Raw genomic sequence first — 12,181 nt, 5'->3', positions numbered from 1 at the left:
GCGACGACGCGGCAACGCTGCGGATCGCGCTGCATCTCCGCTTCGTTGGCTTTTCGCGCACAGCGTGCGCTCCTACACGTGCCACGCTACACGCGCCACGGTGCCGCCGTGCCTGGCGCCATCCTTTCTGAGGTAGCCCCGATGTCCGCTTTGCCCGTCGCCCGCGACACCCATATCCTCGATCCCGGTTTCGAGCTCACCCTGCGGCCGATGAAGTACCCGCAGTTCTATGAGATGTACCGCTCGGCCATCCGCAACACGTGGACGGTGGAGGAAGTGGACTTCTCGCTCGATACCAGCGACCTGAAGTCGAAGATGTCAGACGCCGACCGGCACCTGATCCATCGCCTGGTGGCGTTCTTCGCCACCGGCGACACCATCGTGTCGAACAACCTGGTGCTCAACCTGTACCAGCACGTGAACTCGCCCGAGGCGCGCATGTACCTCTCGCGCCAGCTGTACGAGGAAGCGCTGCACGTGCAGTTCTACCTTACGCTGCTGGACACGTACATTCCGGAGCCGAGCGAGCGCAACAAGGCCTTCGACGCGATCGAGAGCATTCCCTCGATCCGCCAGAAGGGTGAGTTCTGCTTCAAGTGGATCGACTCGATCCAGAACCTCAACCGCCTGGAAACGCGCGAGCACCGCCGCCAGTTCCTGCTCAACCTGATCTGCTTCGCGGCCTGCATCGAGGGCCTGTTCTTCTTCGCCGCCTTCGCCTACGTCTACTACCTGCGTTCGCGCGGCCTGCTGCACGGCCTGGCCTCGGGTACCAACTGGGTGTTCCGCGACGAGTCGGGCCACATGGCCTTCGCCTTCGAGGTGGTGCGCACCGTGCGCGAGCAGGAGCCGGACCTCTTCGACGACCAGATGCGCCAGGAAGTGGAAGCCATGCTGGAAGACGCCATCGCTTGCGAGACCCAATTCGCGGCGGACGTGCTCTCCGGCGGCGTGGCCGGCCTTTCGGTCACCGACATGCGCCAGTACCTCGAATACTGCGCCGACCAGCGCCTGGTCCAGCTGGACATGCCGAAGAAATACGGCGCGAAGAACCCGTTCGACTTCATGGACCTGCAGGACGTCCAGGAACTGACCAACTTCTTCGAGCGCCGCGTCTCCTCGTACCAGGTGGGCGTGCAGGGCGAGGTCGCCTTCGACCAGTCGTTCTGAAACAAGAACCCTCGTTCTAAAAACGAGGGTGTAGGAGCGCACGCACGTGCGCGAACCCTCTCCACGGCAAGGGCGACCGATGCCATACCGCTCCAGGCGAGCGAGCGTTTCCGTGAGCCTGGTACGCGATACCGGATGCACGGAAACGCTCGCTGGTTTAGACGGTCGGCTTCTTTCGCCTCAGTTAGAGGCTGAGGGTTCGCGCACGTGCGTGCGCTCCTACCCCCCGCCCAAACGATCCGGTAAGTGCGGCACCCGCGTCCCGTACGTGCGGACGTCCTGTAAGATGCATGCTGCATTGCAACAGGAAGCGTCCCCATGACCGAGATCGACCGTCCCATCGAGGCCCGCGTCCTCGAAATCGTCTTCCCCGACCATACCAATCACCTCGGCACGCTGTTCGGCGGGCAGGCGCTGGCGTGGATGGACAAGGCGGCCTTCCTTGCCGCTTCGCGTTACTCCCGACAGATCGTCGTCACCGCCCGCTCCGAGCAGGTGGATTTCCACGTGCCGGTGCGCAAGGGCCAGATGGTGGAACTGATCGCCACCGTGGTGTCGGTCGGCCGCACCTCGATGAAGATCGACGTGGCGATGTACACCGAGGACCTGATCACGGGCGCCCGTGAGCTGTGCACCCGCGGCACCTTCACCATGATCGCGCTGGACGCGGAGCATAAGCCGACACCGGTCGCGCCACTGCCGGTCGCCACCGCCGACCACTGACACCACGGACACCGCACGCGCCGCTGGCGGTTTCCCGAGTAGATGAAAGCAGGCCGGCGCAGCCTGCAGCATCGTTCGCAAGCTGGCCGGCGCAGCTTGCTGTGTCGCTTGCGAGCAGGCCGGCGTGGCTCGCGTCGTCGCTCACCCGCCGCCCCTACCCAACGGACCGCAGCTCAGTCGAGCTTGTAATCGAAGGTCAGGAACACTTCCCGTCCGTTGTACTCGGAGGCCGTCTGCCCCGTGGTGACGAACTCGAAGCCGCCGGCGTAGTAGGGAATCGCGCCGACCTTGTTGAAGATGTTCGATACCGTGAGCTTCAGGCGCGTGTCGGGATTGATCTGCACGGCGGCGGAGCCGTTCCAGGTGATCCAGACGGGGGTGTGGCCCTTGTAGGTCGTATCGGCCACGGTGACCTGGTTGCCGTCCTGGGTGACCTGGCACACGCCGGTGGCCAGCTGCTGCCCGCCGTTGGGCACCGTGACCATGCCCGGCTGGATGCCGTTCGGCAGCGTGTCGCAACCGTCGTAGTTCGGCGCGCGCATGCTGCCGGCGCGCGTGCCGGAGATCGACACGTTCCATGCGCCCCTGTTCCATTCGCCGATCCACGTGACCCGGCTGGCGACGTTCTGGTAACGGGTGTTCTGCAACTCGTCGGAGGCCAGCACGCGCTGCTTGTACGACAGGTTATCGGTGTAATTGATGCCCGCGCGGAAGTCGCCGTAGCCGTCCGTATGGAACTTGTAATCCAGCGACGCGTCGATGCCGCCGACATACAGCGAGGCCTCGTTGATCGGGCCGGACTGCACGGTAAGGATCTGCCCGGTGGCATCGCGCTTCACCATCTGCGTGACCATCTGGCAGTAGGCCGAACCCGCTACGTGCGCCGTATAGGGCGACAGACCGGACGTGCCGTTGGGCTTGGTGCCGGTCAGGCAGCCGGCTTCGTCGTTGAGCACGGTGCCCTGGTCGAGGTACTGGATGGCGTTGTCCACGCCCATGTGCCAGTAGTCCGCCGACACGGACAAGCCCTGCACGCCCGGCACCTGCCACACGAAACCGTAGGTCCACGAGTGGCCGGTCTGCGGCAGCAGCAGGCGGCTGCCGTTGGTGAACAGCGTGTAGTACTGCGAGGTGGGCCGCTGGACCTGGTTGCACCATGTGCTGTTGTTCTGGCCCGCCTTGATCGCATTCACGCACTGCAGCGGGTCGATGTAGTCGCCCACCGGCGAGGTGGAGCCGGTCAGGTAGATGGCCTGCATGTCCGGCGCCTTGAAATTGGTGCCGTAACTGCCACGCAGCAGGAGCCCGTCGTACGGGCGCCATTCGATACCCGAACCCCAGGTGCGGGCGACGTCGGCACTGCTGGCGTCGTTGTACTTGTCCAGGCGGCCGGAGAGCGTCCAGGTCACCGAATCCAGCAGCGGCACGCGGAACTCCGTGCCCAGCGAATACCGCTGACGCGTGCCGCCACCGGTGAGGTAGGCCCCGAACGGGTTCTGGAACGTGGCCGGGTCCTGGGCACGCGCATCGGGCGAGAGCTTGAAGGTGTTGTGCGCCGCTTCCAGCACCGCCGCCCAGCCCACCGCCTCGTCTACCCACGGAAACTTGAACAGGTCGCCGTTGAGGCGCAGTTGCGCCTGGTCGAGCGACGACGACGAGGTGTTCTCGCCGTTCACCGCGAACTGGCTGTACTGCTGCGGCGTGATGGGATTCCAGAACTGCTGCCAGTTCATCGCGTAGATGGGCAACCCGTCGGCCGTGGTGCCCTGCTGCTGGCCGAGGAAGAAGCGGCTCATGGCCTGTGCGTTGTAGCCGGTGAAGTCTTCGCGCACGATGTACTTCTGGCTATTGAGGTTCAGGTCCCAGTTGAACCTGCCGTCGAAGACGGTGCCCCGCACGCCGGTCTGCAGGTTCCAGTTCTGCTCGCGGTCGTGCGTGTTGGCCGAGGTGCCGATTTCCTGCGCGGTCAGCTGGCGGATGGCCTGGTGGATGACCTGTCCGGTCGTCTGGTCGTAGAACGGCCCGGAGCCGAACACGTTCAACTGGGTGTTGGAGATACCGACGGTGCGGTACAGGGCCGCCGAGCCGTACAGCTGCATGCCGTTGCTGAAATCGTATTCGCCCGACACGTAGCCGTTGTTGCTGCGGCTGCCCGGCGTCAGTACCCAGTTCTGGAACAGCGCCGGCTGCGCGCAGTACGAACCGTTGTCCGTCACGCCGGTGATCTGCGTGCCGTTCGTGGACACGGTATGCGACTGGGCCAGGCGCGAGTTGGTGAACTTCTCGCACGTGCCCGCAGGCGGCGCGATGTACTGGCCGCCGCCGTTCATGACGGACAGGGCGATGGACCCGGCGGCGTCGTACTGGTAGCCGAACATGCGCGACGCCGGGCTCCATGAGCCGTAGCCCGCATCGGCGACGGAATCCTGGTAAGGCCGGTCCATGCCCCACAGGGCCGTGCGGTTCGACTTCTCCAGGTTGTAGACGACGCGCCAGTTTTCGCCCGACCGGCCGCCGAAGAAATTGATGTCGCCGTAGGCGCGTCCGCCCCGCGTGGCGCCACCGCCGGTCACCTGAAGCTCGTCACCCTTGTAGTTCTTCTTCAGGATCACGTTGACCACGCCCGCCACCGCGTCCGAGCCGTAGATGGACGAGGCGCCGGAGGCGAGTACCTCGACATGGTCGATCATGCCGGTGGGCAGGTTGTTGTAGTTCTGGAAGTTGCTCTGCTTGTTCAGCGGCTGCGGGTAGTCGACGATACGGTGGCCGTCGATCAGCAGCAGGCTGAAGCCCGGGCCGAGGCCACGAAGATTCACCGAGCGCGCATTCACCGAGCTGGAACCCCAGGCTGCGGAGTCGGATATCTGCTGGCCGACCTGCGGCAACGAGTCGAGGAATTCCCACAGCGTGGTGTAGCCCTGCTGCTTGATCTGCTCGCCCGTGATGGTGACCACCGGCGCCGGCCCTTCCACCTCCACGCGGGGAATCATCGAGCCGGTCACCGTCACGGCCTTCAGTTCGACGGCCTTGTCGGGCTTATCGGTGGTGCCGGTCGGCGGCGTGGCCGACTGCGCAAAAATGGCTGGCGCCCAAAGCGCGAGCGCGATGGAACTGGCGACGATGCTGCGCCGCAAACCGACTGTGTTCATCCCTTGTTTTCCCCGTGCGAGCGTTTGGTCAGGTGGATACCGACCGGCGCCAACCCCCATTGGCGCACGACGGTTTATATACGCATCAACGATTCATATATGCCCGAATAGCCTTATAAGCTGAAATTCCCTCGATGCAAGTTGCGGCGCAGCAAGCCAGCGCTTCGGCTTTTGTCTTGGCTGCCCGAACGCTTGACCTCGAGTGCACTCGAAGGCGTAGGCTTTCGGCATGACCACGACCCTGACCATCGCCGAGGCAGCCCTCGCCACCGGCCTGACCGTGCACACGCTGCGCTACTACGAGCAGATCGGCCTGATCGATCCCGTACCCCGACGCAGCGGCCAGCGGATCTACGGTGAGAACGAACTCGCCATGCTGCGTTTCGTCGTCCACATGCGCGCCACCGGCATGTCGATGCGGACGCTGCAGGAGTATTCCGAACTGCGCCGCGAAGGCGAGACCCCGGAAAGCATCCGCCGCCGCGGCGACCTGCTGGCCCGCCACGCCGCGTTCCTGCGCGGTGAACTGGTGACCCTGACCGAGACGATCGCGCGGCTGGACACGAAGATCGCCATGTATCGCTTGGCCTATGGTGAGTCCGGCGCCGCGTTCCCCGACGACATCCCCTCCCCCTCCGCAAGGAAACACGCATGAAGACACGCAAGCTTGGCAAACACGGTCCCGACGTTTCGGCCCAGGGCCTGGGCTGCATGGGCATGAGCGAGTTCTACGGCCAGGGCGACGAGAAGGAATCCGTGGCCACCCTGGAGCGTGCGCTGGACCTGGGCATCACCTTCTGGGATACCTCCGACGCCTATGGCCCGCACACCAACGAGGAACTGATCGGCCGCGTGCTCACGGGGCGCCGCGATGCCGTATTCCTGGCGACCAAGTTCGGCATCGTGCGCGACCCGAACGATCCCGCCAAGCGGGGCATCAGCGGCCGGCCGGACTACGTGCGCGAGTCGGTGGAAGGCAGCCTGCGCCGCCTGAACACCGATCACATCGACCTCTACTACCAGCACCGCGTGGACACGAGCGTCCCCATCGAGGAGACGGTCGGCGCCATGGCGCGGCTGGTCGAGGAAGGCAAGGTGCGTTACCTGGGCCTGTCGGAGGCCTCGGCCGAGTCGATCCGCAAGGCCGCCGCCGTGCACCCGATCGCCGCGCTGCAGAGCGAATACTCGCTGTGGACGCGTGACCCGGAAACCACCGGCACCCTGGCCGCCTGCCGTGAGCACGGCATCGCACTGGTCGCCTACAGCCCGCTGGGCCGGGGCTTCCTCACCGGAGCGATTACCCGCCCCGACGACTTCGCCCAGGACGACTACCGGCGCCAGAGTCCGCGGTTCATGGGCGAGAACTTCGACAAGAACCTCGCCATCGTCGAGAAGGTGCGCCGTTTCGCCGCTGACAAGGGCTGCACGCCCGGCCAGCTGGCCCTGGCGTGGGTGCTGGCCAAGGGCGAGGACATCGTGCCGATCCCCGGAACCAAGCGCGTGAAGTACCTCGAGGAAAACGCCGCCGCCGACGCGGTGGCCCTGTCCGCGGCCGAGGTGACCGAGATCGATGCGGTGTTCCCGGCCGACGCGGCGGTCGGCGACCGCTACCAGACCAGCATGATGGCGTTCGTCAACGCCTGAATGGCGGGACAGCCGCGCCGCGGGCCGGCACGGGCCGGGCGCGGCTGTCCTTTATAATGGCGACCTGTTTCCTGCCGTGGTCGCCATGTCGTCCCCCGAACACTCGCCCCTGGGCAAGTCCACCGTGTACGCAGACCGCTACGACGCGGGCCTGCTCTTTCCCATTCCCCGCCAGGGCAAGCGCGACGAGATCGGCATCGCCGCTGGCGCGTTGCCATTCCACGGGGTGGATGTATGGAACGGCTACGAGCTGTCCTGGCTGGATACGCGGGGCAAGCCGGTCGTGGCCGTCGCGGAATTCCGCTTCCCGGCAAGCACGCCCCACATCGTCGAGTCCAAGTCGTTCAAGCTGTACCTCAACAGCTTCGCCCAGGAACGCCTGGCTGACGCAGGCGCCGTACAGGCCATCCTGCAGCGCGACCTGTCGGCGGCGTCCGGTGGCGTGGCCGACGTGATCCTGCGCGCGCCCGGCGACCTGGACGGCACCGCGCTGTCCGAGCCGGAAGGCACCCTGCTGGATAGCCTGGACATCGCCATCGACTGCTACGGCCCGCCGCGCGCGGATTTCCTCGCCACCACCGGCGAGGGCACCGTGGACGAGGTGCTCGTCTCCCACCTGCTGCGTTCCAATTGCCCGGTCACGGGTCAGCCGGACTGGGGCAGCGTGCAGATCGCCTACCGCGGCCCTCGCATCGACCAGGCCGGCCTGCTGCGCTACCTCGTGTCGTTCCGCAATCACACGGAATTCCACGAGCAATGCGTCGAGCGCATCTTCATGGACATGACGGCGCGTTGCGCCCCGGAAGCCTTGTCCGTCTACGCGCGATACACCCGCCGCGGCGGCCTGGACATCAACCCCTTCCGCAGCACCGATCGAAACGCCGTGCCCGGCAATCCGCGCGGCGCGCGACAATAATGAATGCAGCATTCATGCATTCTTCATTGGTCTTGCCTTTAGTTGTGTAGCCTGTACTCTGCGGCGGCCATGGGGATCGGCCCCGACGCCGCCCCCGTTCGAACCTGACTCGTCATTCTCGGAACCCAGACATGAAGCTTTCCTTCCGTTCGTCCGCCCTCTGCACGGCTACCGTCGCCGGCCTGCTGATCCTCACCGCCTGCGGCAAGAAGGAAGACCAGCAGAACGCACCTGCCGCTGCCGCCACCGCCCCGGCTCCGGCTGCCACCGCGCCGGCAACGGCTCCGGCCGCCTCGGGCACCGCCGCTGCCGCTCCGGCCGCCGCACCCGCCGCCCAGCCGGCCGCCACCCCGGCCGCTCCCGTCGCCGCCAGCGAATCGCTGAAGGTCGGCACGGTCACCCTGGGTAGCGCCGTCGGCGCCGACAAGAAGGTCGCCAAGGCGAAGACGGCCTTCGCGCCGAACGACAAGACCATCTACGCCTCGGTCGCCACCGAAGGCACCACCTCCGGTGCCACGCTGAACGCCAAGTGGACCTTCCAGGACGGCGAGACCGCCACCACGGTGAGCGACATCAGCCAGTCGATCAGCACCGATGGTCCGGCCGTCACCACGTTCAAGATCCAGAATCCGAACGAGTGGCCGGAAGGCAAGTACAAGGTCACCATCGCGCTCAACGGCCAGACCGTGGGCAACGAGGCGTTCGAGGTCAAGAAGAAGTAATTCTTCCCCTCCCGGCACCCGTCGAAAAAAGAGAGCCGCGCAAGCGGCTCTCTTTTTTTGCGTGTACGCCATGCATAGACGCGGTGAGCCGCTGACTCACCTGTCGAAGACATCGGTTTCAGGAACGCGGTGGTCGAATACACCCCGACTCGACGCGGCGATGGACGCCCGGCGGGGCGCCTTATCGAAACCCGCATCCAGGAGAATCATCATGCTGCATTGGGCCGTCATCTTCTTCGTCGTCGCGATCATCGCCGCGATCTTCGGTTTCACCGGCATCGCCGCGGGTGCCGCCAGCATCGCGAAGATCCTGTTCGTGGTATTCCTGATCCTGTTCATCCTGTCGCTGCTGTTCGGCGGCCTGCGTCGCGGGCCGCGCATATAAGCCGCGACATATCCAGGTAAGAGGAACGACGCCCCGGCCCCAAACCGGGGCGTCGTTCTTTGTGTCGTCGACCGAAGCATCCGTCTTCCCCTCAGAGGCAACCCGCTCATGACCCGAATCCTTACGGCACTGCTGTCGCTGGTCCTCGCGGGTACGGCCGCGGCACAGGCGGTCAAGACCACGACCGCGGACACCGATTTCGTGCGACGCGCCAGCAGCGCCAGCCTGACGCAGATCGCGCTCGGCAAGCTGGCGGCGGAGCAGGCGTCGTCCAAGGACGTGAAAACCTATGCGGCGAGCATGGTCGCCGACCACACCCAGGCCAACGACGCGCTGGCCAGGCTGGCCGGGAGCAAGGGCGTGCAGATCGCCGTCGCCCCGGAGCCGGCCCAGCAGCAGGAGATCGACCGGATCAAGGCGCTGGACGGCGCCGCGTTCGACCGTGCGTACTCGGATGCGGTGGTGCGCGACCACAAGCAGACCACCGGCCTCTACCAACTGGAAGCCGAAAAGGGCGATGACGTGGAGGTTCGCGACTATGCGCGCTCACAACTGCCGCTGCTGAAGGAACATGAAAAATCAGCGGGAAGCTTGCCGCCGTTCTGACGGGAGATGGTGCGCCTGGAGGGATTCGAACCCCCGACCAATGGCTTCGGAAGCCACTACTCTATCCGGCTGAGCTACAGGCGCTGATGCTGCGGTCGGGCATTGTAGCGGGAATCGCCGGAGTGGCCTAGCCTTGCGATACGGCCCGCGCCGCCAGCGGTTCGGTGCCGCCGGCGGCGGCCCGCACACCTTCCCGGTAACGACGGCTGCACGGCAGCACGGTGCCGTCGGCCATGTGCAGCCGGGCCTCACCGGCCTCCAGCGGCTCGATCGAGGTCACCTGCCCCAGTTGCACGACGTAACTGCGGTGCACGCGTATGAACACGGTCGGATCCAGCTTTGCCTCCAGGGCCGCCAGCGTGGAACGCAGCGGGTAGTCGCGACCGCGCACGCGCAGGTTGACGTAGTTGCCCGAAGCCTGCGCCCATTCGATATCCGCCGTGGCAACCAGGAAGTCGCGGCCCAGCTTGCGGACGAGGAAACGCTCCGGCCGGTCGACCGGCTCGACTGCCGCCCCTTCGTCGGGGGCATCCAGCAGGCTGGCCTCGCCCTTGAGGTGCCGGCCGAACCACTCCACGAGGTGACATACCGCCACGATCAGGAAGAACGTGCGGACATCCTTGAGGTATTCGTAGATCGCCTCTTGCCACAACGCGCCCGGGCTGTAGTCCGCCCCGCCCATGGCGTACCCGAGCCAGCGCAGCAGATCCATGCCGGTGATGTGCCCGGCGCACCACACGAAGCTACCCGCGACATACAGCGGCAGGTAGCGGCGCCAGGTGTCGGCGTGCAGAGGCCAGCGATCGCAAGCGCGCAACAGCAGGGGCAGCATGGCCAGCGAGACGAGCATGCTGCTGAACTCGTTGACCGCGATCTGCCAGGTCGCGACAGGGACGCCATAGCGCTCCGCGTCGATCCGGCCGGTCAGGAGATTGCCAACGGCGCCGCTGCCGAACGCCAGCAACCAGAAGGCGGTCATGAAGACGCGCCGGCGGCGGTGGGCGAGGTCGAGTGCCTGGCCGGGCGGTGTGGGGCGTGTATCCATCGGACGGATGATAGCGTCCGCGCAGGCCCGAGGAGCTCGAGAGGGACGGTCGTTCGTCCCACAGGGCCCACCGTTCGTCCCTCATCGCCCCTGCTACGACCCATCATGCTGGCCCCGCGGTGCCCCCGCGACCCAATCTGGCTGTACATCGCCACGGACGCCATGCCATGACAACCCGCCGCCACGACATCGACGCCCTGCGCGTCATCGCCTTCGGGCTCCTGATCCTCTACCACACCGGCATGGCCTACGTGGCCGACTGGGGTTTCCACATCAAGAGCGCTCACACCGCCGAGTGGCTGCAGTGGCCCATGCTTTTCATGAACCGCTGGCGGATGTGCCTGCTCTTCATGATCTCGGGCATCGCGATCGCCCTGGCCGCACCCGAGGGTCGGCTGTTGCGCTTCGCGGGTCAGCGAACCTGGCGGCTGATGCTGCCGCTGGTCTTCGGCATGTTCGTGGTCGTGCCGATCCAGCCGTACTGCGAAGGCGTGGCCAGCGGGCACGTCGTGCCGGGGTTCGGCGAATTCCTGCTTCGGTACTGGCAGGTGCGCCCGTGGCCGCCGCACAGCTTCACCGGCTGGGAGCATGGCATCACGTGGAATCATCTCTGGTACCTGCCCTATCTGTGGGCATATACGCTGATCCTTGCCGCATCGATGCCGCTGCTGTCGCTGCCGTGGGTGCGCAGTGCGTTGGCGGCCTTCTGCCGGGCGCCAGCCGTCCTGTTCATCGGCGCGCCCACGGCCGTCCTTACCGGCTTCCTGTTGTGCCTGCATCCGCTCTACCCGGACAGCGGTGCGTTCTTTGGGGACTTGTACCAGCATGCCAAGTACGGCTTCGTCTTCCTCGCCGGCTACCTGCTGGCCCGTGAGGGCGCCTTCTGGGATCGCGTGGTGTCGATGCGGAAAGGCATGTTGGCCACGGCGATGATCGCCGTAACCGTGTGGCTAGGCTTGCGCCTCGCAGGTCAGTTGTTGCCGCCGGACGCCATCGCGTATCGCATTCCGGACAGCTTCTGGCACCCCTTCGCCGCTTCCATGGAGACGCTCTACCTGTGGACCATGCTGCTGGCGATCCTGGGCTGGGGCAAGGTGTTGCTCGACCGTCCGTTCCGCTGGCTGCCCTACGCCACCGAGGCGGTGTACCCGTGGTACATGCTGCACCAGAGCCTGATCGTGCTGCTGGTGTTCGTGCTCAAGCCGATGGGCCTGGGTGCCTGGCTGGAACCCACGTTGGTGATCGGCGGCACGGTGGTGGGGTGCGCGCTGTTGCACGAGCTGGTGATTCGGCGCGTGGCGTTCATCCGGCCGCTGTTCGGGCTGAAGGCAAGGCCGGGGGAGGTTTCGAGGGGCAGCTTTGGCACAGGAGTGGCAACGCGTTGAAAACCCGGAAGATGTAATCATCGACGAGGGTCTGTCCGCCTGGGTAGAAACGAGCGGCTCGCTCTATGCTGGGGATGCGCTATCCGGTGCTGATGATTACGACATGGAGATGCAGGCATGAGCGGCGAAAAGACCCCCATCGACCCGAATGATGAGAACTACGCAAAGCTTGTGAAATGCGTTGTCGATAAAGTTTCTTCTGAAAGCGACGGTTCACGGAAAGTGGTCTCGGCGAAGCTGATCTCCGGGACGTCGCAAGTGATCACGGGCATTGCGTACGACCTGAAACTGGAAATCACTTTTGACGATGGAGCGGTATATGAATATATCGCTAGATTGCACGACATTCCCTGGCTCGGAAGCATCACAGTAGACAGGCTTTACGTTGACAATATGGCGTGAGACGACCACGCGGCCTTTAGTTTCGTGGCGGGCC

The 12,181-nt window shown here is 65.4% G+C and carries 12 protein-coding genes and 1 tRNA gene; 10 read left to right on the top strand and 3 right to left on the bottom strand.

Annotated features, from left to right (window positions below):
• Nucleotides 1-141: 141 nt before the first annotated feature.
• Nucleotides 142-1,170, top strand: a complete 1,029-nt coding sequence (locus tag ACVKN3_RS17855; protein ID WP_036139192.1) for a ribonucleotide-diphosphate reductase subunit beta — start codon at nucleotides 142-144, stop codon at nucleotides 1,168-1,170.
• Between the two features lie 318 nt (nucleotides 1,171-1,488).
• Nucleotides 1,489-1,893 carry an acyl-CoA thioesterase gene (locus ACVKN3_RS17850; RefSeq protein ID WP_036139190.1) on the top strand — a complete coding sequence of 135 codons (405 nt, stop codon included), beginning with the start codon at nucleotides 1,489-1,491 and terminating at the stop codon, nucleotides 1,891-1,893.
• A gap of 173 nt (nucleotides 1,894-2,066) precedes the next feature.
• Here ACVKN3_RS17850 and ACVKN3_RS17845 read toward each other — a convergent pair whose 3' ends face one another.
• The gene (locus ACVKN3_RS17845) at nucleotides 2,067-5,042 is read right to left on the bottom strand and encodes a TonB-dependent receptor plug domain-containing protein (RefSeq protein WP_354516973.1); all 2,976 of its coding nucleotides are present in this window, start codon (nucleotides 5,040-5,042) and stop codon (nucleotides 2,067-2,069) included.
• Between the two features lie 229 nt (nucleotides 5,043-5,271).
• Here ACVKN3_RS17845 and ACVKN3_RS17840 point away from each other — a divergent pair, with 229 nt between their 5' ends.
• From ACVKN3_RS17840 to ACVKN3_RS17815, 6 genes are all read left to right on the top strand, one after another.
• Nucleotides 5,272-5,697 carry a MerR family transcriptional regulator gene (locus tag ACVKN3_RS17840; RefSeq protein WP_354516971.1) on the top strand — a complete coding sequence of 142 codons (426 nt, stop codon included), beginning with the start codon at nucleotides 5,272-5,274 and terminating at the stop codon, nucleotides 5,695-5,697.
• Entirely contained in the window at nucleotides 5,694-6,686 is a 993-nt protein-coding gene (locus ACVKN3_RS17835) for an aldo/keto reductase (RefSeq protein WP_285402687.1), read from the top strand. The genes ACVKN3_RS17840 and ACVKN3_RS17835 overlap by 4 nt, the downstream gene beginning before the upstream one ends.
• Before the next feature lie 85 nt (nucleotides 6,687-6,771).
• Entirely contained in the window at nucleotides 6,772-7,602 is an 831-nt protein-coding gene (gene queF / locus ACVKN3_RS17830) for an NADPH-dependent 7-cyano-7-deazaguanine reductase QueF (RefSeq protein WP_354516969.1), read from the top strand.
• 131 nt (nucleotides 7,603-7,733) lie between these two features.
• Nucleotides 7,734-8,324 (top strand): hypothetical protein, encoded by a 591-nt coding sequence (locus tag ACVKN3_RS17825; protein ID WP_285402683.1) that lies wholly within the window; start codon nucleotides 7,734-7,736, stop codon nucleotides 8,322-8,324.
• A gap of 211 nt (nucleotides 8,325-8,535) precedes the next feature.
• Nucleotides 8,536-8,709: a DUF1328 domain-containing protein gene (locus ACVKN3_RS17820; protein ID WP_036139180.1), complete on the top strand. Its 174-nt coding sequence runs from the start codon at nucleotides 8,536-8,538 to the stop codon at nucleotides 8,707-8,709.
• Between the two features lie 108 nt (nucleotides 8,710-8,817).
• Nucleotides 8,818-9,315 (top strand): DUF4142 domain-containing protein, encoded by a 498-nt coding sequence (locus ACVKN3_RS17815; RefSeq protein ID WP_354516966.1) that lies wholly within the window; start codon nucleotides 8,818-8,820, stop codon nucleotides 9,313-9,315.
• A 7-nt stretch (nucleotides 9,316-9,322) separates the two neighbouring features.
• Here ACVKN3_RS17815 and ACVKN3_RS17810 read toward each other — a convergent pair.
• Nucleotides 9,323-9,399: transfer RNA gene (locus ACVKN3_RS17810), tRNA-Arg, on the bottom strand.
• A 43-nt stretch (nucleotides 9,400-9,442) separates the two neighbouring features.
• A complete protein-coding gene (locus ACVKN3_RS17805) occupies nucleotides 9,443-10,360 on the bottom strand; it encodes a LytTR family DNA-binding domain-containing protein (RefSeq protein ID WP_354516964.1) in 918 nt (305 codons plus the stop codon).
• A 167-nt stretch (nucleotides 10,361-10,527) separates the two neighbouring features.
• Between ACVKN3_RS17805 and ACVKN3_RS17800 the strand changes: the two genes are divergently transcribed.
• Nucleotides 10,528-11,745 carry an acyltransferase family protein gene (locus ACVKN3_RS17800; protein ID WP_354516963.1) on the top strand — a complete coding sequence of 406 codons (1,218 nt, stop codon included), beginning with the start codon at nucleotides 10,528-10,530 and terminating at the stop codon, nucleotides 11,743-11,745.
• 117 nt (nucleotides 11,746-11,862) lie between these two features.
• Nucleotides 11,863-12,147, top strand: a complete 285-nt coding sequence (locus ACVKN3_RS17795) for a cystatin family protein (protein ID WP_354516961.1) — start codon at nucleotides 11,863-11,865, stop codon at nucleotides 12,145-12,147.
• The last annotated feature ends 34 nt before the right edge of the window (nucleotides 12,148-12,181 follow it).

This window comes from Luteibacter sp. PvP120 (assembly GCF_054055715.1).
Note: the sequence above shows the minus strand (reverse complement) of the source record. Positions and strands in the feature narration are given on the sequence as shown.

Excerpts from the sequence above, each read along its gene's own strand:
- ACVKN3_RS17835 (WP_285402687.1), top strand. The coding sequence starts at position 5,694 with ATGAAGACACGCAAGCTTGGCAAACACGGTCCCGACGTTTCGGCCCAG.
- ACVKN3_RS17795 (WP_354516961.1), top strand. The coding sequence starts at position 11,863 with ATGAGCGGCGAAAAGACCCCCATCGACCCGAATGATGAGAACTACGCA.
- queF (WP_354516969.1), top strand. The coding sequence starts at position 6,772 with ATGTCGTCCCCCGAACACTCGCCCCTGGGCAAGTCCACCGTGTACGCA.
- ACVKN3_RS17815 (WP_354516966.1), top strand. The coding sequence starts at position 8,818 with ATGACCCGAATCCTTACGGCACTGCTGTCGCTGGTCCTCGCGGGTACG.
- ACVKN3_RS17845 (WP_354516973.1), bottom strand. The coding sequence starts at position 5,042 with ATGAACACAGTCGGTTTGCGGCGCAGCATCGTCGCCAGTTCCATCGCG.
- ACVKN3_RS17855 (WP_036139192.1), top strand. The coding sequence starts at position 142 with ATGTCCGCTTTGCCCGTCGCCCGCGACACCCATATCCTCGATCCCGGT.
- ACVKN3_RS17800 (WP_354516963.1), top strand. The coding sequence starts at position 10,528 with ATGACAACCCGCCGCCACGACATCGACGCCCTGCGCGTCATCGCCTTC.
- ACVKN3_RS17850 (WP_036139190.1), top strand. The coding sequence starts at position 1,489 with ATGACCGAGATCGACCGTCCCATCGAGGCCCGCGTCCTCGAAATCGTC.
- ACVKN3_RS17840 (WP_354516971.1), top strand. The coding sequence starts at position 5,272 with ATGACCACGACCCTGACCATCGCCGAGGCAGCCCTCGCCACCGGCCTG.
- ACVKN3_RS17825 (WP_285402683.1), top strand. The coding sequence starts at position 7,734 with ATGAAGCTTTCCTTCCGTTCGTCCGCCCTCTGCACGGCTACCGTCGCC.
- ACVKN3_RS17805 (WP_354516964.1), bottom strand. The coding sequence starts at position 10,360 with ATGGATACACGCCCCACACCGCCCGGCCAGGCACTCGACCTCGCCCAC.
- ACVKN3_RS17820 (WP_036139180.1), top strand. The coding sequence starts at position 8,536 with ATGCTGCATTGGGCCGTCATCTTCTTCGTCGTCGCGATCATCGCCGCG.